This window comes from Pseudomonas fluorescens group sp. PF-1, from assembly GCF_054481335.1.
The window spans coordinates 1-21264 of sequence record NZ_JBTMNG010000004.1 but is presented as its reverse complement, the minus strand read 5'-3'; the positions used below and the strand labels follow the sequence as shown (position 1 = coordinate 21264).

General features: G+C 49.2%; 18 protein-coding genes. 8 read left to right on the top strand and 10 right to left on the bottom strand.

The genetic code is table 11. The features are described from left to right. Nucleotides 1–47 precede the first annotated feature (47 nt). The 3 genes from ACX3YD_RS33040 to ACX3YD_RS33030 all read left to right on the top strand — a co-directional run bounded on the left by ACX3YD_RS33040 (nt 48) and on the right by ACX3YD_RS33030 (nt 1524). A complete protein-coding gene (locus tag ACX3YD_RS33040) occupies nt 48–158 on the top strand; it encodes a DUF6957 family protein (RefSeq protein ID WP_390620690.1) in 111 nt (36 codons plus the stop codon). Next, nucleotides 115–369, top strand: a complete 255-nt coding sequence (locus ACX3YD_RS33035) for a hypothetical protein (protein ID WP_090401476.1) — start codon at nt 115–117, stop codon at nt 367–369. The genes ACX3YD_RS33040 and ACX3YD_RS33035 overlap by 44 nt, the downstream gene beginning before the upstream one ends. Before the next feature lie 150 nt (nt 370–519). Then, on the top strand, nt 520–1524 hold the full coding sequence (locus tag ACX3YD_RS33030) for a YVTN family beta-propeller repeat protein (protein WP_090401477.1): 1005 nt from the start codon (nt 520–522) through the stop codon (nt 1522–1524). A 398-nt stretch (nt 1525–1922) separates the two neighbouring features. On the opposite strand, the gene ACX3YD_RS33025 is transcribed toward ACX3YD_RS33030, so the two are convergent. The 4 genes from ACX3YD_RS33025 to ACX3YD_RS33010 form a co-directional block, all read right to left on the bottom strand. Next, on the bottom strand, nt 1923–3248 hold the full coding sequence (locus tag ACX3YD_RS33025; protein ID WP_090401478.1) for an OprD family porin: 1326 nt from the start codon (nt 3246–3248) through the stop codon (nt 1923–1925). A gap of 224 nt (nt 3249–3472) precedes the next feature. Further along, nucleotides 3473–3805, bottom strand: coding sequence for a DUF2790 domain-containing protein (locus ACX3YD_RS33020; RefSeq protein ID WP_090409838.1), 333 nt, complete (start codon nt 3803–3805; stop codon nt 3473–3475). Nucleotides 3806–4431: 626 nt separating this feature from the next. Beyond that, on the bottom strand, nt 4432–5820 hold the full coding sequence (locus tag ACX3YD_RS33015) for a DEAD/DEAH box helicase (RefSeq protein WP_090401479.1): 1389 nt from the start codon (nt 5818–5820) through the stop codon (nt 4432–4434). Next, nucleotides 5817–6377, bottom strand: a complete 561-nt coding sequence (locus ACX3YD_RS33010) for a hypothetical protein (protein ID WP_090401480.1) — start codon at nt 6375–6377, stop codon at nt 5817–5819. The genes ACX3YD_RS33015 and ACX3YD_RS33010 overlap by 4 nt, the downstream gene beginning before the upstream one ends. A 105-nt stretch (nt 6378–6482) precedes the next feature. Here ACX3YD_RS33010 and ACX3YD_RS33005 point away from each other — a divergent pair, with 105 nt between their 5' ends. The 3 genes from ACX3YD_RS33005 (at nt 6483) to ACX3YD_RS32995 (ending at nt 10864) form a co-directional block, all read left to right on the top strand. Beyond that, nucleotides 6483–6701, top strand: a complete 219-nt coding sequence (locus tag ACX3YD_RS33005; RefSeq protein ID WP_017846214.1) for a helix-turn-helix domain-containing protein — start codon at nt 6483–6485, stop codon at nt 6699–6701. A 273-nt stretch (nt 6702–6974) separates the two neighbouring features. Further along, nucleotides 6975–8957, top strand: coding sequence for an ATP-dependent nuclease (locus ACX3YD_RS33000; protein WP_090401481.1), 1983 nt, complete (start codon nt 6975–6977; stop codon nt 8955–8957). Between the two features lie 53 nt (nt 8958–9010). Then, entirely contained in the window at nt 9011–10864 is a 1854-nt protein-coding gene (locus tag ACX3YD_RS32995; protein WP_315899135.1) for an ATP-dependent helicase, read from the top strand. A 139-nt stretch (nt 10865–11003) separates the two neighbouring features. On the opposite strand, the gene ACX3YD_RS32990 is transcribed toward ACX3YD_RS32995, so the two are convergent. Further along, complete coding sequence (locus tag ACX3YD_RS32990) at nt 11004–11174, bottom strand: hypothetical protein (protein WP_159440118.1); 171 nt, start codon at nt 11172–11174, stop codon at nt 11004–11006. Here ACX3YD_RS32990 and ACX3YD_RS32985 point away from each other — a divergent pair. Continuing rightward, the gene (locus ACX3YD_RS32985) at nt 11173–13029 is read left to right on the top strand and encodes a DEAD/DEAH box helicase (RefSeq protein ID WP_090401483.1); all 1857 of its coding nucleotides are present in this window, start codon (nt 11173–11175) and stop codon (nt 13027–13029) included. The genes ACX3YD_RS32990 and ACX3YD_RS32985 overlap by 2 nt on opposite strands. After that, nucleotides 13026–13451 (top strand): hypothetical protein, encoded by a 426-nt coding sequence (locus ACX3YD_RS32980; RefSeq protein ID WP_090401484.1) that lies wholly within the window; start codon nt 13026–13028, stop codon nt 13449–13451. Before ACX3YD_RS32985 ends, ACX3YD_RS32980 begins: the two co-directional genes overlap by 4 nt. Before the next feature lie 132 nt (nt 13452–13583). Here ACX3YD_RS32980 and ACX3YD_RS32975 read toward each other — a convergent pair whose 3' ends face one another. The 5 genes from ACX3YD_RS32975 to ACX3YD_RS32955 all read right to left on the bottom strand — a co-directional run bounded on the left by ACX3YD_RS32975 (nt 13584) and on the right by ACX3YD_RS32955 (nt 21206). Further along, nucleotides 13584–14414 (bottom strand): inositol monophosphatase family protein, encoded by an 831-nt coding sequence (locus ACX3YD_RS32975; protein WP_090401485.1) that lies wholly within the window; start codon nt 14412–14414, stop codon nt 13584–13586. A 546-nt stretch (nt 14415–14960) separates the two neighbouring features. Further along, entirely contained in the window at nt 14961–16334 is a 1374-nt protein-coding gene (locus ACX3YD_RS32970) for a tyrosine-type recombinase/integrase (RefSeq protein ID WP_244176249.1), read from the bottom strand. Then, the gene (locus ACX3YD_RS32965; protein WP_143513849.1) at nt 16327–16833 is read right to left on the bottom strand and encodes a hypothetical protein; all 507 of its coding nucleotides are present in this window, start codon (nt 16831–16833) and stop codon (nt 16327–16329) included. The genes ACX3YD_RS32970 and ACX3YD_RS32965 overlap by 8 nt, the downstream gene beginning before the upstream one ends. After that, on the bottom strand, nt 16830–18923 hold the full coding sequence (locus ACX3YD_RS32960; RefSeq protein ID WP_458962165.1) for a hypothetical protein: 2094 nt from the start codon (nt 18921–18923) through the stop codon (nt 16830–16832). The genes ACX3YD_RS32965 and ACX3YD_RS32960 overlap by 4 nt, the downstream gene beginning before the upstream one ends. Continuing rightward, complete coding sequence (locus tag ACX3YD_RS32955; protein WP_143513850.1) at nt 18924–21206, bottom strand: hypothetical protein; 2283 nt, start codon at nt 21204–21206, stop codon at nt 18924–18926. Nucleotides 21207–21264: the final 58 nt, after the last annotated feature.

Here is a 21264-nt window from a genome sequence, read left to right as displayed (position 1 = left end):
TGGTAAAGGAAACAGCTTGATCGGCAGTGTTCTGAGATGCCGAAGCGGTGTCGTTTGTTGAGGCGCATTTTCCGGGCAAAGCGTATTGCCTGGTAGCTGACTGGACCGTGATCGATGTGTCCGTTTCTGACGAGCAAACCAAAATGCTTGCGCCATGATGCTACCTATAACCCGATCACCAGCAACGGTGCGTTGGGCGAAGTCACGCTCTTAAACGGCAGTGCCAAGCAGGTCTTGCCGCTGGAACCCTCCGGCGACAACGCGATGTTGGCCGAAGGCTCTTACCAAGCCGCAGCAGGCAGCAAAGCTGGGCTCAGACTGACGTTTCCCGGCAAGTCGGCTGAGCTGTTTCGCTTCGTCTTACCGTAAGCAATAACTACTTTTTCCGTAGTGCTCAATGCCGAGTAGTTGATCATGATCAATGAGCGACTGGTTGCAACGGCGCAGCATGGTAGGCAGGCGATTGCTCGCCGAACAACAGTCGCAATAGTCACTGTTTTGCTAAAAGGATCAGCGCTCATGCTCAAGTTCAAACTGCTTTTGGCGTCCAGTCTCGCTCTGGCTTTAAACGTAGCGCTGGCAGCACCAGTTGGCACCGTGTACACGGCCAATGAGCGCGACAGTTCGATCAGCCAAGTCAGGCTCGACACGGGTGTGGTCAAAACGCTGGCCCTGAATATTGCACCGCATAATTTACAAATCAGCGCCGATGGACGCTTGCTACTGGTGGTGGGCATGCCTACGCATGCTGAACATCAAACAGGAGCCATGAAGGCGGGTGAGTTGTTGGTGTTCAGCACTGCCACGCTAGATAAACCGGCCTTTAGCCTGCCGGCGGGGCAACATCCTGCCCACGTGGTGACTGACCTGAGCGGACAGCGGGCTTTCGTTAGCGACTCTTCCGCTAATCTGGTGCGGGTGTTTGACCTACAAGCACGCACTCAGCTCGGCACTGTCAAGACCGGTAGTTTCCCCCATGGTTTACGCCTGAGCCCGGATGGCAAGATGCTGTATGTCGCCAATATGCGCAGTGGCAGCGTATCAGTAATCGATACCGCAACGCTGAAAGAAGCCACGCAAATTGCCGTTGGTAACGGCCCCGTGCAAGTCGGCTTCGCCCCAGATGGACAGCAGGCCTATGTGTCGCTGAGCGCGGAGAACAAGCTCGGAATCATCGATACGAAAAAACAACGCTTGATAGGTAAAGTTGCCGTCGGCAGAACGCCGATTCAGATGTATGCCACGGCAGATGGTCGCCAGGTCTACGTAGCCAATCAGGGCAGCAGCAGTGAGCCGGATGACCGCATCTCGGTGATTGACCCGCAGACCTTGAGCGTTGTCGCCACCCTGACCACCGGTAAGGGCGCTCACGGCGTGGCCATCAGCAGCGACGGCGCTTATGTATTTGTTAGCAATATCGAGGCCGGCACCTTCTCTGTGATCGATACTGCCAGTCGCACAGTGGTGGCCAGCCATAAAGTCGGGGCCGGCCCCAATGGCATTAGCTACCAAGTGCCCGAGTGAGCCGCAAACGACCGCTGGTTTGTGCTGCCGGGCTGCGGCAACCGAGTTTGACGGTCCAAAGACTTGTGTGAAAATCTCGAAGGCAGCAATTGGTCGCTCTCTGCCGGCCATGGCCAAGAAACGTACTGGTCGAATCCGATGCAAATGGCTGGTCAGGTCAAATGCAAACGGGTGGTCAAGTCAGTGCAATTACCCATCAGCAGATCAAAAGAACCTAGCTAGCAGATTTCCCAAGCGGGGCAAACACAAGTACTGACAACAGAACGTCCCGCCCTTATGTCAATCCACATAAAAAAAGGCGCCACTAGGGCGCCTAAGCCGCCTCCCAAACCAAAGGAGAAACAAGGAGACGGGGTGTATCTGGTAATCGAACAATTGGTGCCGCAGGTTTGCGCTGGTTAAAGCAGTTGCAGTGGGTACTCGACAATCAGTCGGACCTCATCCAAATCAGATTCGAAATCGGTAGCACGCGTGGTTGCTTGGCGAACACGCAGAGACATGTCCTTCAGAGAGCCTGACTGGATGATGTACTTAGCCTCAATGTCTCGCTCCCAACGCTTTTGGTCTTGCAAGGGCGCTCCATCTGCTCCGCGACGCATGTACACGCTGTTCGCGTTGGAATAATCAGCGTCCCACCCCTTCGCGTAGCGAGTCATGAAGCTTAGGCCCGGAATGCCGAAAGCTTGCATATCCAGGTCGTAGCGTAGCTGCAAGGATTGCTCTTTCGGTGAGTTGAAGTCGCTGTACTGGATGGAGTTATCCAGAAAAATCGAGTCCGATTGGCGCAGGTAATCGAAGTCGTCATTGCCGTTGCTGCGCTGATAGCCAACGGTCACCGTGTGGACGCCGAATTTGACCCCGGTTTTGCCGCTCCAGATATTGTTATCAAAGCTGCCTAGGAGTTTTTTACCCTCGTCGACCGCGCGGTAGTAATTAAATCCACCGATCAACGCGACGTTGTCTGAGAGCGGATAACTAAAGGAAGTGCCAGCGTAATACTGATTCCAAACGTCCTTAAATTGGCTGGAGTAAAGACTCACACCAACATGCTCATTAACGGTGTAATCGCCCCCTAGGTAAGCAATCCACGGAGCATCAACAGCACCGGCATAGAAAGTCGAAAAGCCGTCACGCATGCTGCTCGAATTGGGTTGGCTCATCGCATGCAGCCGGCCCCCCTGAATAGTCAGGTCTTTAATGCTTGTATTGGTAACCGTTGCCCCCCTAAAGCTCTCTGGCAGCAGTCGAGAATCGCCATATGCCACGACAGGCGTGGATGGAAAGACGTCACCTACTTTGACCACCGTATCCATAAAGCGAGCCTTCGCGACTCCGCCTACTTTTGAGTAAGAGTCTTCAGGTTGGCCTTTGCTGTTATAGGGCATGACATCCACTGAGCTTCTAGCCCCCGAGCGTCCATCACCCGAATCAAGCTTGAGTCCTACCATTGCAAATGCATCAATGCCGAACCCGACGGTGCCTTGGGTAAAGCCCGACTCAAAACGTCCAATAATCCCATGAGCCCATTCTTCAGCGTAGCCATTGCCTGTAGGACTTGACTGGCCCTTTCGATAGTCACGATTGAAATAGAGATTACGATTGAGAAGACTAAAGGTGCTCCCTTCAATGAACCCCTCAGGCTTTTGCTCAACGGCCACTGCAACTTGCCCCATGCTCATGCCAAGGGCAATGAGAGAAAGACCATAAAAGCTTTTATTGTTCATTTAACACTCCAGGCTTTAGCTTGGCAGAGTTTCTTTATGAAATATTTTTATCATTATAAAAAAGCCACCGGCACGTAGAGATTTCCTCTAAGTGCCGGCAGACATAATTTCATACAAAAGATAACTCCAGCGTGACCTGAAAATTACTTCTATGTCAGCGACCAGTAAGCATGCTTAAAAAGCCTAATGAATGATCTGACTGACGTAGATATGACCTTTAGGGGTTAGCTTCCGTGTGGGCAGTTGGTACCCATAATCTTGTACTCAACGGTATTAAGCCTGCCCGCCGTGTCTTCATAGGTCATGCGCGAAGGCGCAACACCACAGGTTTTGTTGGCTTGCGTGACACTGACCACCTTCTGAATATCGAGGTTCATACCATATTCATAATGAACAATCTCAGGGATGGCCTTACCATTTTTCAAGGCATATTGCTCCATCGCCTGTTGGTTTTCTTGCATCATCCGACCGTAAACGCGGTCACCTCCGCCTTCAGCCATGGCCAATGACGACAAGGTCAAAATAGTGACGGCAAAAAGTGCTTTGAGTGTTTTCATGATTATCTCCTGGTTCTCACTAACTTCTGAATAGAGCATAACCACTGAAGCCTTTCAGAAAGCTGCCGCGAATATTACTTATGTGTAAGCTTTCCCCCTTTCCCCCTTTCCCCCTTTCCCCCTGTACTTGTGAACGCAACTCTTAGGAGTTTAATTTTTTGGCGGAGCACGTTGTATCGTACCAGCATCAGAACTCGCTCGAATTCCATATTGAGTATCTACGAGCCTCTTATTCGAAATTACATATCCCCATAGCGAACGACTTCACTTAGTCGCTTTTTATCTGTCATGACTGACCGCTTCACGGTCAGTTGCCGTCCTTCGCGACAGAAAACAAACGGCCAACAGCTGCCGGTCAGGAAGGCAATCGGCAAGCCATCAGTCAGTCATTCGAAGGCCGGGTATACTTCCTCATCGTAGGTATCTTCACGAACCGACAAACACGTACGATGGCACCACCATCCCTCCCTATAGAATATTTACAGAGCCCCAGAGCGTGCCGCTGAACTGCCCTCTGATTGAATTGCCCCTGACTCTGTAGACACAAATGACTGGCAGCTATGGGTTCCGGTCCAGGCAGCTCTGGCTGATCTGAAGGATCTAGCAATCATCGTGAAGTACCGAATTCAATAATAAGCAAGAATCTCTGTTCGAAAGCTTGACGAGATATCCAGTTCGTAGAGGCCTTTTCTCTCTACATCCCCTACGAACGATATTTCACCCTCTACTTGAGGAACTCGCCGGTGTATCGAAATTTCAGTTGAGCCATCGAAGGGTGCGTCGAGCTCACTATTTTTTGTCCATGCAAGACGCGAGCTGGCGCCTTGAACATAATCTAGAACGGCCAGATCCTCTGGAAGATCCTCGGCAATCCGCTGGGAGAATTGTTGCAAAAGGGGCTCTGCAAGCGCATATAGCCATGCATGCTCATCAATATCTCCCATGCGTCTCAACACCCGACCCAGCACCTGCCGGTAATGTAGTTCTGTGCGAATCCTACTGAGGTAGCAGCAAACCTGCAGTCTTGGAATATCGGTGCCCTCGCTAATCATTCCCACGGCCACGATCCAGCGATCATTGCTATTGCGAAACTTATCAATAAGCCCTTGAGCCCCAGGAGTCTGGTTTGTGACGACCAGACAACTTTCACCGCGGGCCCTCAAAATAGAGGCAATCTGATTGGCATGCCGGACGTTAGTCGCTACCACCAAGCCTGCGGCATTTGGGGTGACCTTCCGGATCTCATTTAGCCGTTCACTGCCCAATTCGATGGTCTGCTGAACGATCTCATCGTTAGAGAGTAAGTCCTCAAAATTAACGGGAGACTCAGTGAGGAGTTGAGCAATACTGGGATATACAACGTCCGTTGAGCTGTTACCCACTTGCTCTGTCAGCCTTATCGCATTGTTATCGATCAGCACGATACGGGGGGGACGGCATACCTTGTCTGATATCGCCTCTTCGATGCCGTAGCGAAAGTCACAGATCAAGCGGCCCTCCGGATTTGAGTACCTTGCCAATGCGATGGCTCTCTCATCCGACCGCCAAGGTGTGCCTGACAACGCAAGGGTATAGGCAGCTCTGTCTTGAATCCTCTGTAAAATGATCTGCCCCCAAGAATTGCTTAAAAGGGGGTCATGGCCCGCACAGTGGTGGATCTCATCGAAGACTGCGAAGACTCGATATTTATCAAGCAACCTCCAGAATTCCTCACCTTGATGATGCATGCCTTGATAAGTGGTAGCGACACCAACAGAGCCTAATAGGCCATCAAACTGGCGGTTTAACACGCCTGAAAATGTTTTCCTCAATCCCTCTGCTACTTGGCAGGACGGGGCAAAACAGAGCACAAGATCAATCTCACCGGTGAGCAATAGTTGACGGGCGATCTCCGCCGCCATTCTACTTTTTCCCGCACCAGGGGTTGCTTGGCAAAAGAAATGCGGAGAATGCTTATAACGAGACAAAGCAGCATCAACGCATGCAGCCTGCCAGGCGCGCAGAGAAATACTCATGCGGCTAGCGACTTTAAGGTCTTCTCGACAGCCTTTAGGTGACCAAGAAGCCGAGAGCTTCGATCGCGGGCCTCAACGTAATTATCTTCAACCCAGACTTTCAGTTCTGGCATTTCATTCAAGAGCTGTTTATACCGCTCAGCCTCGCCCATCGATGTGAGCAAATCCAACCGAATTTCTTTGGCTAGCGTCTCAAGCCGTTGGGTAGGCGCTTCAACCGGTTTAAGAATACCCGCGGTAGGGTTTTGCCCTAGCAGAGGGGAACAACTCATGAAATTGCAGTCGACGAGTTCAACTGAGAGAAGCTCTGGCTTGTCTAGCACGTGAAAGACCTGTCCTCGTTTTCGACGCACTTCGTCCTGCCGAATCCAGCCGACATGCTTCAAGCGACGGACCTGCTCATATACATATTTCCAGAGCTCACCGAGACCGATATCTGATGGGGCTATTTTCTGAGCGTAGGCATCACGAAGGTCGAGAGTGGTGAATCGTTGGAGTTTCCCTTCCTGGAGTAACTCGAAGATGTGCCTGTTTAACTTAAATGTAGCCGGTTTCATGCAGGCACCTAGGAATGCAAATAGCTATACAAATGCGGATTATAATCCGTCGCTACCTAGTCCGCAAACGACGGATAGTTTCGCCTTGAGTAAGTCGAGGCGGTTATGCAGCAGTTGGCAAAGGATCTCGGGCAGAACATCCGTGAGCGAAGGATATCGGTAGGCCTATCTCAAGATGCTTTAGCGCACGTATGTATGATGGATCGCAGTTATGTCGGTAGGATCGAGAGAGGCGAAGTCAACCTTACGATCGAGAAGCTCTACCGCATCGCATACCAACTGGATTGCCAACCACACACGCTGCTGCCATACATCAGTCGTTAGAGCCCTAACTCTAGATCGACCCTTCTCCGAAGAAGCACTGAACCGATTTTCGCAAGGCTCGCCGATGGATCGAGGGGGATGCTTGCACTGGTGTTTGGCGGGCTGAAATCAGCTTGCTGCTATCCCGTAGCTGTTAGCCATGGCCTGAGTACCTAATTGGCCAGAGTGGCCCAAAAATTCGAGGTTAGAGGGCTGTGCGCGAAGGGATACTGCGCTAACCTCGCCGGATTGTAACGAGCATGTGTGCCCGTTACCGCATTGAGGAAGGAACCTATGCGCATCGAGTCGATCACGGTATCTGGCTTTCGCTGTTTCGGCCCGAATGAGATTGCAATCCCAATCTCAGATGAGGTCACCACAATCGTTGGTCCTAACGCTGCGGGTAAAACTGCGCTTCTTCAGGCTATGTCGAAGATGTTTGGGGTCACGCGGGCGCAGCGCACCGTATCATTCTCGGACTTCCACCTCGCCCCCGGAGAGGATCCTGAGAGCCGCGATTCCAAAGAACTCTACATAGAGGCGCTTATTGCCTTTCCAGAGTTGCTGGACGGGTCTGCAACCCCAGAAACCATCGCCCCTTCATTTCGGCACATGCTGATTACGAGAGCGGCCCAAGCGCCCGTTTGCCGAATGCGGCTTGAAGCACAATGGGACGACGATGGTACGCTTGAGGGAGAGGTATCACAGAATCTCTATTGGATCGATAGCCTGGATAAGGAGCCCGCAGAGGACAAATGCCAACCAGTGGCTGTAACCGATCGGGGTCTTATACAACTTTATTACACCCCAGCTAGCCGGGATGCCGCCGGCCAAATCCGTGCAACTGCCGGTACCCTGGCCGCCCGACTCCTAAGGGCTATTGAATGGTCCTCCGAAACCGAAGACAAAGTGCAAGAGGCGACTGAGAGTCTGACCGCTGCGTTTGAAGGCGAGTCTGCGATCACCGCAATCACCGAGGCTCTGCAAACACGCTGGGCAGACCTGCATGACGACGTTTCCAATACCAAGCCTAGGCTCAGTCTGGTGAGCCGACGGTTTGAGGAAGTGATCAATAAGATCGCGGTCATATTTGAGCAGGGACCTGACGGGCGAGAAAGAGGTATTGAAGCCCTCAGCGACGGACAGCAGTCGCTATTTTATTTTGCATTGGCCGCCGCCGTTTTTGACCTAGAGCGCGAGGTTGTTGAAGGTTCTGTGGCCGGATTTAGAGAGGATGCACTCCATACTCCCGCGCTCACACTGTTTGCTCTTGAGGAACCTGAAAACCATCTTTCACCCTACTTCCTTGCTCGAATCATCCGCCAGGTTAGATCGTTGACTGAGGCCAGCGGGGCGCAGGCCATAATTACGAGCCATTCGCCAGCAGTCCTTAGCCGCGTCGAGCCAAGCGAGGTCCGTTACTGTCGCTGTAGCGCAAAGACGCGCGTATCTACTGTGAAGCGAATTGAGCTGCCGGCTGATGATGTTGAAGCCAGCAAGTTCGTACGTGGTGCCATCTTGGCCTATCCCGAGCTTTACTTCGCGCGGTTTGTCCTGCTCGTTGAGGGTGACTCGGAAAGGATCGTCCTCCCTCATCTCGCCGAGGCACTTGATCTTCTCATCGACCCAGCTTTCGTCGCGATCGTCCCTCTCGGCGGACGACACGTCCAATATTTCTGGCGCTTACTTAAGAGTCTAGGTATTCCTTACGCAACTCTCTTGGACTTGGATCTCGGCCGCGATGGTGGTGGTTGGGGGCGAGTGAAAACAGCGATTGAGAAGCTTATTGAATTCGGCGCACCCAAGGCCAAATTGCTACAAACCACCACCGGCGTTTTGACCGACGCAGCATTGCTCGGGATGCATGGTTGGAACAATTCATCAGATCACTCCACTCAGTTGAGCTGGATCAATAGGCTGAAGGAATACGGGGTTTACTTTTCGGCTCCGCTCGACCTTGATCTGGCGATGCTAGATGCTTTCCCCGATGACTATGCGGCCGTGATCCCTAAAGGGGGTGGTCCACGTATGGCCGCTGACAAGGCTGCGGAGGTTGTGCTGGGGACGTCAGGTCCGGGACTTTCGATATATACGGGACCCTATGAGAATTACCCACCATTGTTTCCGAATTATCGGTACCACTTTCTCACCCACAGCAAGCCAGCTACACATCTGGCGGCATTGACACGCATTAGCAAGGCGAGTCTGATCGCAGAAATGCCAGCAGTTCTAGCCGAAGTTGTTCGACATATTGCCAACTCCTTAAGGCGAGACTAATCATGGCCGTTTCGTCACGCCGAATACGTCCCGAGGACTGGAAGCCCGTAGGAGTGAAAGCTCTAGAGGCGAATGCGCTGAAGGTGGCTCGTTCGCGAAAAAATCGGTCCGTTATTGCGGGTCCGGGTGCTGGCAAGACAGAACTGCTCGCGCAGCGCGCCGCCTTTCTCCTTCAAACTGATGCGGCCCCATCTCCTCGGCGCATTCTAGCTATTAGTTTCAAGCGCGATGCTGCGTCAAATCTGGCAGCACGCGTACGTCAGCGCTGCCACCACACCCACGCGAGCCGCTTCGACTCCATGACGTTTGATGCGTTTGCAAAAGGATTGGTCGACCGCTTCGGTCAGGCATTGCCTGACCGCTGGCGGCCAAGACCCGACTACGAGATCGCGACTCACAATGAACGAGATTTTCGCGAGTTTCTCCATGACCTTCCAACGCCGCCTTCGATAGTTGGAACGAAAAATGACGTGCGTGAGATTGGGCCAAAAATATTTGAGCGCCGGCACCTGGCCGGCTTACCGCTGCCTGTTGACGGATGGCCAGCCCCAACTGTCGCAGAATGGGCGGCAGATGCGTTCTGGAAAATGTCGCTCCACGACGGCGGCAAAAGTGTGCTGTCCTTCGCGATGATTGGCCGTCTCGCTGAATTGCTGTTGCGAGTCAATCCGATGGCGCGGGATGCCCTGCGCCTCACTTATTCGCATTTGTTCATGGACGAATTCCAGGACACCACAAGGGTTCAGTACGATCTGGTCAGCACGATTTTTCGAGGCACAGAAACCATCGTGACTGCTGTCGGAGATAACAAGCAGCAGATCATGCGTTGGGCAATGGCGATGGATGATCCTTTTTCTGCCTTCGATGCCGATTTCGAAGGTGTCCGGACTTCGCTCTTCAACAACTACCGATCTTCGCCGGAGCTAGTACGTATCCAGCACGTGTTGGCCCAGGCCTTAGACGCACGAGCTGTACAGCCGGTATCTCAGACTGATGGCACAATTGACGGGGAAAGTTGCTCAATTCTCGATTTCGCAAGTCCGAAAATTGAAGCGCGTCAGTTGGCACGATCAGTAGCGACATACATTGCCGATCTGAAACTGGCTCCTCGAGATTTCGTCATCCTGGTTCGACAAAAGGCGGGAGAGTATGCCGAACTTTTAGAACCTGCTTTCGCGAGCGAAAATCTGGCGCTGCGTAACGAAGCTGGAATGGTCGGCAAAGTAATGCTGCAAGAGCTGATGGCCGAGGAAATCTCAAAGTTGCTGGTCACCGTTCTCCGCCTCGCAATGACTCCGCGAGCTGGTGGTTATTGGTCGAGCTGCCAGAATTGGCTCGCTTCAATGAGAGGGATCGATGTCGATGACGCAATCAGGCAGAGTAGGCTCGCTCGTGAGTTGGATACCTATACAACCGAACTTGCTGCACGTTACTCGCATCCCCCAAAAAGCAAGGCGGCCTCACGCGCACTTGTTGACGACATCCTAAATTTCGTGGGTCCAGAGCATGTAATACGCTCCAACCCCGCCTATGACCAGGGAACCTGGCTAGACAAAGTGCTAGACGCGACCGCGGAACATCTTCTGTCCACCTCGCTCCACAGTACGGACTGGTCCTACGCCCTCGACATGTACGAAGGCGTCCACGCAGTTCCATTGATGACGATCCACAAGAGCAAGGGCCTTGAGTATCACACCGTCATTTTTGTCGGACTGGATGACGGCGCGTGGTGGAGTTTTTCCCAGGATGAAATTGAGGCGACAGCAGGATTTTTTGTGGCTTTCACCCGGGCCAAGCAGCGGGTCATATTTACTTACTGTGCCTCGCGTGGCACACGAACAAAAATTGCGACCCTGTACGAGCTGCTTACTAAAGCCGGGGTCCAAATTACGTCCGGATCGAATTGATGTTTCTAAGCGAGACTTCAAAGTAAGAGTATCGTGGCTATGAACTGTCTTCGGCAGTGTCGGCATGAGCAGGCTCGAAAATTCAAGGCACCTTGAGCAATATCATTCGGCTATTATGATTAAAAGCGTGTTCAGCCCTCTAAACCGCCTTTGTTGATCCAGTTGATTCAGAAATAAGGATTTTCGATGCCCGCCACAGCTTCGTTGCTGTCGACAGTTCTTTTTCTATCGCAATCTGCGCAAGCGCATGCTGCTCGTTCGAGCGGCGTTTTTGTCGTGGATTCTCGAAAAACGCCAGAGAGTTTTTCATGAATTACTTTACCGACACTGCCGTTAACATTTTAGGCAACAGTAAGCTGCGGACGCCTCAAATCGAAGCCTACATGAAGGCCCAAGAGCATTTTGCAAGCAATCCTGAACAGGATGCGCTGATCGTGCTGCCTACGGGCACGGGCAAATCAGGGCTGATTTCCATCGTGCCGTTTGGAATGGCGAAAGGGCGTGTCTTGATCATCACCCCTGGTCTTGTGACCAAGCAGAGCATTCGGAAGACCCAAGACCTCTTGGAAGACAATTTCTGGATTAACTTTGATGTGATCTTCAGTGGAAATGACCTGCCCGTCACCTGCGAATTCAGCTCGCTGACGCTTCAGCGCAGCCTGGAGCAAAGCCATATCGTTTACTCCAATATTCAGCAAATTCACAGCGACCGCGCTACGTGCCTGACCAGGCGAGTCCCGCCCGACTTCTTCGACCTGATCATCGTCGATGAAGGGCATCACGCGCCGGCTGACACTTGGCAAAAGACACTTGGCTACTTCGCCAAGGCTAAAAAACTTTTTGTAACTGGAACCCCATTTCGTGGTGACAACCAGGAAGTGCCCGGAAAGCTGATTCACAAAACGCCACTGTCTGAGGTGATGAGGGACCGCTACGTCAAATGGCTCAGGAAAGAAACGGTCAATGCTCATGAGCTCTATTTCACGTTGGCTGACCAGCCAGGCGTTAGGTTATCAAAGGAGGAAGTGCTGGGTTTCAAAGACCCTGAGTGGGTCCAGCGTAGCGTTGCATTGTCCAAAGAGTGCTCATTGGACGTGATTGACCAGAGCATTCACAACCTCACGGAGCTGAAGAAATCATCACCTGAAGTGCCTCACAAAATCCTTGCTGTGGGCTGCAGTATTGCCCACGCCGAGGATTTACGTACTTGGTACGAGGCCAAAAATTTAAGAGCGGCGATTGTTCATAGCTACATGGAACAGCCGGACATCGATGCAGCTTTTAGAACGATCGATAACAATCAGTGCGACGTGGTCATCTCAGTGAACATGCTGATGGAAGGCTATGACCACAGGTACCTTACGGTTCTTGCGCTTTTTCGGCCCTATCGAAGCCTGAATGCTTTCGCTCAAATCGTCGGCCGGGTGCTACGCGCAATCCCCCCAGAGGAAATCACTGCGTTCGAGATTGATAACAACGCCGTTGTGATCTACCACGAGGAAACCGGTCTGGATGCGATGTGGAGCTCGTTTCAGAAGGAGGTTGATCGAGCAAAACATCAACGCACCAAGGAATACACAATCACTGACGAGGAATACGTTCGAAGAGAGGAGTCCCTGGCGGGTGTTGGATCCTCCGAAGCGTTTGTGAGCGATCAGGACTCCTATTTGGAAGACTTGGACTTCAACAAGATTTTCTCTGACAAGCGAGCTGAAATCGATGCTTTTGCGGCCCAGAAAGTCAAAGAATTGCCGGGCATAGAGGGTTACGACGCTGACGTGCTTGCACAGTTGACGAACGTCATCCGAAACGCCGAGATGAAGAAAGCCGCCCAGGTCATCGACCCGACACTCATGGAAAAGCGACCAGAGATCGCGCGGAAGCAGCTTCGAGAGATTCTTACAAAAAAGGCCCAAGATGAAGTTGCCACGCTGCTCAGCGACTTAGGGGTCGACGATAAAAGCTCTACTCTTTATCGGAAATTCGCAGCTCACGTTCCGATGGCAAAGCCGAATACGCCCAACGACGGTATACTGGTGAGCTTTATCAATACCAAGCTTGCTAAGAAGTACGGCAAGGTTGCTGAGCGTGATAATAGCTCGCTTTCCGAGTCGATCTCGCACGTGGAAGTAGTCATCGCTGAACTGAGGAAAATGCTGAGATGAGCCTCGAATCTATCAAATTACTCGTTGACGAACTGACGACTCTCCATATCAGCCGAGGCGTTCAGCCTAGCGACCTCATCGACAACCTGTTCGAAGACGCTTACGTCGAATCAGCATCCCGTAAGACATCGAATGGTGTGATATTTGAGATCACCTTTCTCGAGATCGATGAAAACGACTGTCCTGTGAAAGTGGCGATGCGATACACCTACGACAGTAGTCGCAACTTGGTGCTCATCGAACAGAAAGTCGCAAAGAAATACGCAATTCAGTGGGATCGTGCAGCCTCAATACGCCAACGAGTTGAAAGACTCGAAGCCATGCTGGCCACCAGTCTCCCACAAGAGAAAGTGACGGCCATACTTTCCACCATCCCAGACGATGTTGTGGCCATCTTTCCTCGTCTGAAGCTCGTCGCTTAGTCCAGGTATAACTGGACATATACCGCTCGGAGAGCGCCCCGTCCTGTGTGGCGCGATCGGGTGACCCGATGGAGTTCAATTACTCGCGTAGAGCATGGTTTTGACCGATTCTGGTGGTCAATAGTCAGGCTTCTAATCAATAGCGTTTGAACCCCCGAGCACCAGATTCCATTCACGAGCTTTCAACTCGCGACATGCTGAAGGTGATCCACCAAAGCAGCGTTGCGAAACAGCCGTCATCTGTGCCTCTGTCGCATAGCGAATCTCGGACCCATTTTCATCCAATAAGACGCCTCCGGCACCTCTCAACAGCGCATGACCAGCCACAACATCATGCGCTGAAACAGCGTAGAGAGAGATGCCGCAAATTCCGTCACCCACAGCCACTCTTGCCAGTCTGTACGCGATCGATGGCATTGCATGGAAATGTCCTGGAGCACACAGTTCACGATTGAGTTCTGCCTTTGTCACCGCAGCTGCACTCACCATGATCGTGCTTTGATTCGAAAGCTGTTTATTTTCGAGGCGTACAGACACAGCTCGACCGTTGCGAATCAAATGGGGGGTGCCCTCAGCCCAACCGATGCAGTCGGGGCGCCCCTCAGAAGTCACTGGTGCGTATACGACCCCCATCACGGGAATGGTGTTATGCAGTAGCCCCACTGATATCGCTGATCCCTTCATGCCATTCAAAAAATCACTGGTGCCATCGTTAGGGTCTACAACCCAACACCACGACTGTCCTGTCAGAACATGCCCGGTCTCTTCGCCCCAAAAATCGCAGTCGAACACGCTGAGAAGTTCTGGTCGCAAAAAACATTCTATTTCGACATCGATCGCGGCCTTGTCACCAATGCCTCGAGGACCCTCTGGAAGACTCCACTCGGCCGCGAGGAGAGCGCCTGCGTGTTGAACGATCTCTGTTACTTGAGCAAGTAGTTCAGAAAGATTTGGGCTAGGCATAAGGCTCCTCAAGGCTGATAAACCGCTCAGGGAATGTCTCTAAGGCTGCTGTGGTGCATGATAGGCATACCGATTGCAATTCGCATCGTCTATAGCAAGTCGTTCCATAAACGCCTACATCGATACCCCCAGGATCATCATGAGAAGACCAAAGAAGATACGTTTAAAGCTTAAGCAGATTGTCGAATACAGGCGGATAGCCCGCTCGGTTCTGGAAAAGCGGTCTCTCAAACAGAGCAGATTCTTGGAACGCGCAGCAAGCTTTGACCGAGATTTTGAGCCAGTTGGGGGCCTGGCTGGTGCAAGCAAACATTCACCTAAATGCATATCTTCAGAAGATATGGAGGCCTGACAATTCTCTCCAACCTCAGGGTCGGCATGCGACCTTCGAATTTTAAGCCAATGGTTAAGGAGGGGGCAAGCAATTCGGATCAGCTAATCGCTGTGCAAAGTACGTGAACGGCCACTCGACAATATCAACCCTGATCTCATTTACTTTTGATTTTGGTGTGCTAGTAGAAAACTGATAATTCCAAATAACGCTTGTTAGGCCGAGTGCTGAAGCTCATTTAGATATTCGGATATCGTATTCAACAGCTCATTAACTGATGATGAGGTAAATCCCGCTTTTATTTCTGCTTGGGCCATTTTGACAGTTTGTAGTAACGATGAAAGGTGCTCGCTGCGGATTGCCGCCTCCACAACTTCTTTTCTGTTGGATATATCCGAGAAAGCAAGATGTATGTAGTTGTCTAAAGAATTAATGTTTGTGTGACCTGTCCATTGTTGCACCTCACGTTTGAAGGATTCAGTGTTGATTAGTAAGTTCCTGAACTCATCAGAATTATTAAAGTCATGCTGAATAATCAATTTTATGAAATATTGAGTGATGAAGCGATGTCTGTACATGTGTGGAGATAAGCGCTCATTGATGCCAGCTAGTCCCGCCAACTCCGAGATCTCCTGTGTGATCGTATTTGGCATAAGGCCCTTTCCAGTGCGTGCACTGATAAACAGCATGCCATCGTCCTCAACTCCCAGAGATCTAATTTTTGGGAGTCGGTTAAATTCAATATAAGAGGCGATGAATTTCAAATCCGGAATTGAGATGGGCAAGTATCGATGATGGATTGAGTTTCCGCGCTTTTTCGCCGTCATCAATTTTAAGCCGATGGTTGGCTCATGAAGCGCTGCATATACATCATGCGTCGTTATCGAAACCAATTCAGAACGTCGGCAACCAGTATGGGCAAGTAGTTTAAGCATCACGAATCTACGCTTTCTGAGAAAAAGGTCCTCAGTACCAGCGGCTGCTTCGATAATGGCATTAGAATGAGCGTCAGTAATCGGGAATCTTTTTTTGTCAGGAGATGGCTCAGGAAATGAACGGTGATGCCAATAGTATTTGGTGATGCGCTTTCTTCCGTTCCCAATATCGATTTCAGCTTTTCTTTTTTCAGCTTTGATCACTCCATCTTTACCGACAAACTCATCTCTACCGGTGATTTTTCCGATATAGACCAGTAAGTCGATACAGTTTTTCCCTATCGTAAGTATTGAAGTTGTCGACCGAAGTGTGTGTGTTGTAGACAGTGATTTCTTGTCGTTAAGCAACGTCTGCATGAATAGTATAAAGAGGCTGTCGGTCATTTGCGCAACATCAATCGCGTTATCCGAACAAAAGCGCAGTAAATGGCTTATGTTGCCCGCATAGGTTTTTAATGTTCCGCCTTTGTTATTGCGAGACAATCCTTTTCTATAAAGAGAATGCATGTAGCAATTAGAGTAGTGACACCATGTGCCGTTAGGATAGCGAAGCATCGGGATGTACGAAGCTGGGTTGAAAATATATGTTTGATCGGAAAGTAGCGCTAAAGGTAGCTGAAAGTGTGCTGATGTCAAACGATAAAGTTTAGTCATTGGTCGTTACTCTGGGGTATTTCAATAGTGCATAAATTTCCGATTGTTGTTTCTCGCAGAGTTGAATATTTACTATATTGTTTGTCTTCTTGGCGTACGTTCTTGCCTGTTCCATGCTTGTTTCTAATGCGATGGTGTAGCAAAGAATTTCTTCGTTGAGAAACTGTATTTCTTTTTTAAGAGCAATGACGTCGTCTTTTAACGTTCTAGGTTTGTCTTGAGCAGAAATCAGAACCACTACTGGGGAACACGCTTTTAGTGCCGAAATTCTTGCATGATCCATAGCCTCAAAGCCTCCTGCAAGAAAGCAATCAGCACGGGTCTTCAACGTATTTAAAGAGCAAGGATAGATGTTTTTATCCGGAGCTGAGTGTCGAGCTAATGAGCCTTGTGATTTTAAGAAAGCTCCTATCGCTGATTTCTGATATTTGTGTGGATGAGAGGCAATATCGAGAAGTAAATTGTAAAGGTTGATAGTCGAATGAAGTTTTTTGTTCATATTGATTTTATCAGCTTGGTTACCAGCCTATAGGTAGTTACGTCGTCTATCTTGATAAAATGCAGCTCGACAGTTAGCGAGTGGTTTTCGATTAGTGTTTCCAAGTAGATTTCTACTTCTTGAGAATCCAGTATGGTAAATTCAGATGTTCCAAAATGTGAAAGTAGAGCTGCCGCGAGTTCATTGGATACCTCTTTATCGCCAGCCGCTAAGGAGTCTGCCAAATAAGCTGCTTTTACCCCGCGAAGTACTTCTCCAGGAGTGGCTTCAGTAATGTAATGATAGAGGTGTTCAAGATCCGCATGGCCCAAGAACCATCTTAATGTGTCGAGGCCACCAAATGAATTGCCCCAAAAAAATATCATCGAAAAGCCGCGCCTCAGTTGGTGCTGGCGGAAATAAAATCTTGATCCTTCGCTGTTTCGAGGTGCCTCAATGTAGTCGCAGAAAAAATCAATACTTCTATTGTAGGCAGGCGAATGTAAGCTCTTTTTTAGTCCTTTTGCATATCTGTCAGGCGGGGCGAACAAATATGTATACTCAATAATAAGTTTATTTTTGAGCAGCAGGCTTTGGAAGTTTTCCAATGTTTCAATAATGTGAACGCCGATACTTGGAATGGGTCTTTTTAAAATTTGTTTATTGGATAAAAATCCGGATTTTGCGTTAAAAAATATTAAATTTCGCTTTGAGTCATCAAGGCACTCAAACGGCATCAGGCTTTTAAGTTCCGATTGGCGCCGCGCCATCAGTAATCCGATGATCAATTGCGCTGCGCCATAATATACTCGTAACAGTTCCCACAGCCCCTCGTTACTGCGGAGCCTGTTAAAATACTCCTGAACTTTGTTTTCTCTAAGTTCTTTAGAGAGTTTTTTGCCAGCCAGCATCTTGGTGCTAAGACTCCAGCATTGGACTCCTAACCCAGCTAAACGAGGTGTGATAGCTTTGCGAACCCACCAATCCGAATCAGGATCGTTTACGCTCTCACCATACTTTGCTTGAGCAGCAATGACAGCAGAAGCAGATTGGAAAATGTCTTCTCCGTACTCGTAAATAAAATCGATAGCCTTCTGCAGCGCAGGTAATAGGATACTCGGCCTCAATGTCTTAAAACGCATGGTTTGCGCTAAATTTAGGTGCGCTTTCAAAGCACTCAAACTGAGCTTAGTAAAAGCATGACTGGGAATTTCAATTCCTAATTCTGGCAGTTTGTTTATCGCCATAAAAGTTGCATAATATTTGGTAAACTGTCGATCTGACATCGAGTCTTCATTTGCCGTACGAACGCCAACGACATTGTACTCAGTTGTCATCCCTGGATAAGGGGCCAGATTTAGCTCAGGTAAAGCACTTTTTATAGCGCCCCCCACAAGGGTATTTTTATAGATGTGTGATGCCAGTCGGGTGATGCTTACCGTTAACCTGTACCCCGAGCTGAGAATGGGGCTATAATAATCGTTCTCATGTAGCCATATTTTGACTTTAAGAGTTTCGCTTGGCGAAAGGCCATATGCTGTTTCATTTTGAATCATTAAAAAATAGAGATCGGGATTTTTTTCAGCGAAACGTGAGACAATCTGATCGCTACATTCACTGGATCTTCTTAGGAAATCGACCACAGTTTGTCGCCAGTTATAGACCCCTTCAGCAATTTTTTCCGAACTCGACAACTGATAAAAAAACGCTGCGACATCGTTTTCTGTTAGAAGGTTTAATCCATGGCTAGCGAGCTTAAGGCGCGAACTGTTCAGCAAAAGGTAGTCAATGATGTTTATCGCTCTTCGCGTGTTAGCGTACGCGGTGATACTACCTGGTTTTACACCTTGATTTAAATTCTGGGTATTCTGAACGGTTATCCAGTTTTTGAATAATTTCAATAATTTTTTGTTTTTGGGGGCGGAAAGTTTAGACCCGTCCTCGAGCTCCACGTTGAAATTTACACAAAATCTATACCCGCGCGCGAAATCAAAGCACCATACGTTGGAATCAAAGTCCGAGGTCAACCATTCGCTTTCAAACCGAGTTTTCTGGGAGGGGAACATTTCTTCCAGAAAGGCCAACGCGTGAATATTTTCTTTCGCGTTCATTTAAATGGTTATCCCTAGTTTGTTTTTAGCGTTAGAGAGTGCAAGCTGAATGTCTGGTCGATCACTAAGGCACGAGTCAACGTGAGTGATTATTTTAGAGCTCAGATCTTTCCAAAGACTTGATTGTATATGGCTGCTAGATTTGTACCTTGAATCATTAAGCTTTAATAGTTCTTCAAAAATTTGTTCATTCAGTGATACCAATATAGAGCTGTCGGGCCGCACCTCGCTAAAGCGAGTGTTTGATTCCTCAGGGGGGAGTTGTATCGAGTGGTTTAATAAAAACTCCTCAACCTGTTCTAAGGTGTCAAAACCTGAAGCCTTCAGTTTGTATGGGCTCCCATCCATCGCTTCGATAATTATTCCTGCTTGAAAAATTCTAATCCATCGATCTTGAAAGAAATCCCAAATGGGTGCTGGGAGATAGCGCGCTAACAACGATGGATCAAATGATTTATGGCCAAGAGCTTCGGACATTTTTTTTGCGCTTTTTGATTCTAAATAGATCATTACTCCAGCGGTCGCGCGAATTGTGGAGAGATTAGCGCGTTGTGCGAGGTACGTAGCTTCAGCATGATCTAGGTTCGTGTATTTCTTTAAGCCGGATACCAGTCTTTCTATTGGGATGGGTGATGTGGTAACCGAAGCTAACTTTGGTCGCTGAAATTTGCCGAAGCTTCTAACTGCGGATAATAATAAATATCTGTAATTATCATCTCCAATAGATTGTAGGTATCGTCTGCCGTAGTCGGTGACGTCCATTATTTGTTGAACAAGATATGCACCGTACTCGCAAAGGCTAATAACCTGCTCAGCTTCACGGTGCCCTCTACGAAGTTTATATCCAACTAATTGATACCCGTTGTCGGTTGGGATGAATCCAATTTTTTTCCCATGCTCATCATATATCTCCAAGTTTTCCAAGAAACCAACGGTGATTTTTGGATACAGACTAACGAGTAGTAGACAGTGTGGGTACAATGAGCTTGTTGTTGCTAATCCTAGCTCATATGCTGTTTCTGCAAATGGCGGAGCAAAAATTTGGACGGCTCGCTCCATTATATATGAATAGGAGTGCTCTTCGATATTTCGTGCTGCATTAGCAAAGCACGCTGGATTATTCCGATCTCTCATCCATTGAATTTGGCCTCCCTCGTTTTCTCCAGATCCACCGATCCAGCGCAGTGTTCCATTCGGTGCTTCTCGCAATCGACGATTTAGTCTGGCATGCAGATCTGCGACTTCAGCTTTAGCCCAGGTTGTTAAGTCGTTCATGGATGAGTTTAGGCTGTCAAAGATGTGGTAGATAGCCGCTTGGTCGGTAATCTCTAGTGGAATATCGTGCAATAATTTTGAATGAACGAGTGTTCCGTCATTTCCAGTGCTGATTCTTGAAGCCGCGTCGGTATAAAGTCTCTTTGGTAACACGGGTAATCCAGCATACCCCCCGCTTAGTAGGGATGCTGGAATAAGTTGGTTGCGCACGAAAGCTGAGAATTGTACGTTCCAGGCCGATGCGATGGTGCTTAGTTTCTGTCCTTTTCCGCTATCATATGCTGTTGTAACGTAATACTTCACAAAACGATCCCAGAATTCGCTCATGAATACGTCTGAAGTTAAGTGTGTAGGTGTGATATCTGATGGTTGAGTCTCTATAAAATCTCCTAGATTCGATAGCATTGGCATTGCTCGATAACGCCTTCCTGATAGGAAGATATGAGTTTCAGAATAGAGTTTCCTTGTAAAGTCGGCACCAAGCTTTCGGTAAAACGCCCATAAGGGAAGAAAATGCATTCCTCCAGAAACATTCAGCAACGGCCATCCTCGCCAATATTCTATTTTTTTGGGGCATTGCTCTAAGCTATTCAGCACACTTATGTATTTGTTTATTGCTTCGATAGTCAAGGGAAATGAATACTCTTTCTTGCTGGGGTATTTCTCTGATAGGAAAGGAATTATTGATATGAAAAACTTCGCTCGTTGGGCGCGAAGTAGCGGAGTCGTTTCAATATGTTTTTCTGAATATAAAAAACCTAGGAAGCCTTCCGCCACCTTTCGGAATTTCGATTGCGATCGCGGAGTTGCCAGCTGACGGGTTATCTGGAGGTAGCACTCAAAACTTTTAAGCGTAATCTGCTTCACCGATGAACATAGCCGACCACGGCTCGACGTTGCGTCGGTAAATATTGCCCTTTGGTATTCATTCAGCTGCTCATACGGATAGTGATCATAGTGGACCCCATTTGAGAAGATTGGCAACGATTGTATGGACGGAAATGCCATGGTAAGCCCTGATCTGACGGTCTAAATTCGATTTTGACAACCAAACCTAAAAAGTCAA

Bases quoted from the DNA above. Each gene is read 5' to 3' on its own strand.
- ACX3YD_RS33015 (WP_090401479.1), bottom strand. From the start codon at position 5,820: ATGAGTATTTCTCTGCGCGCCTGGCAGGCTGCATGCGTTGATGCTGCT.
- ACX3YD_RS33025 (WP_090401478.1), bottom strand. From the start codon at position 3,248: ATGAACAATAAAAGCTTTTATGGTCTTTCTCTCATTGCCCTTGGCATG.
- ACX3YD_RS32955 (WP_143513850.1), bottom strand. From the start codon at position 21,206: ATGGCATTTCCGTCCATACAATCGTTGCCAATCTTCTCAAATGGGGTC.
- ACX3YD_RS32965 (WP_143513849.1), bottom strand. From the start codon at position 16,833: ATGAACAAAAAACTTCATTCGACTATCAACCTTTACAATTTACTTCTC.
- ACX3YD_RS33020 (WP_090409838.1), bottom strand. From the start codon at position 3,805: ATGAAAACACTCAAAGCACTTTTTGCCGTCACTATTTTGACCTTGTCG.
- ACX3YD_RS33000 (WP_090401481.1), top strand. From the start codon at position 6,975: ATGCGCATCGAGTCGATCACGGTATCTGGCTTTCGCTGTTTCGGCCCG.
- ACX3YD_RS32970 (WP_244176249.1), bottom strand. From the start codon at position 16,334: ATGACTAAACTTTATCGTTTGACATCAGCACACTTTCAGCTACCTTTA.
- ACX3YD_RS33030 (WP_090401477.1), top strand. From the start codon at position 520: ATGCTCAAGTTCAAACTGCTTTTGGCGTCCAGTCTCGCTCTGGCTTTA.
- ACX3YD_RS32960 (WP_458962165.1), bottom strand. From the start codon at position 18,923: ATGAACGCGAAAGAAAATATTCACGCGTTGGCCTTTCTGGAAGAAATG.
- ACX3YD_RS33010 (WP_090401480.1), bottom strand. From the start codon at position 6,377: ATGAAACCGGCTACATTTAAGTTAAACAGGCACATCTTCGAGTTACTC.
- ACX3YD_RS32975 (WP_090401485.1), bottom strand. From the start codon at position 14,414: ATGCCTAGCCCAAATCTTTCTGAACTACTTGCTCAAGTAACAGAGATC.
- ACX3YD_RS32985 (WP_090401483.1), top strand. From the start codon at position 11,173: ATGAATTACTTTACCGACACTGCCGTTAACATTTTAGGCAACAGTAAG.
- ACX3YD_RS32990 (WP_159440118.1), bottom strand. From the start codon at position 11,174: ATGAAAAACTCTCTGGCGTTTTTCGAGAATCCACGACAAAAACGCCGC.
- ACX3YD_RS33005 (WP_017846214.1), top strand. From the start codon at position 6,483: ATGCAGCAGTTGGCAAAGGATCTCGGGCAGAACATCCGTGAGCGAAGG.
- ACX3YD_RS32980 (WP_090401484.1), top strand. From the start codon at position 13,026: ATGAGCCTCGAATCTATCAAATTACTCGTTGACGAACTGACGACTCTC.
- ACX3YD_RS33035 (WP_090401476.1), top strand. From the start codon at position 115: ATGTGTCCGTTTCTGACGAGCAAACCAAAATGCTTGCGCCATGATGCT.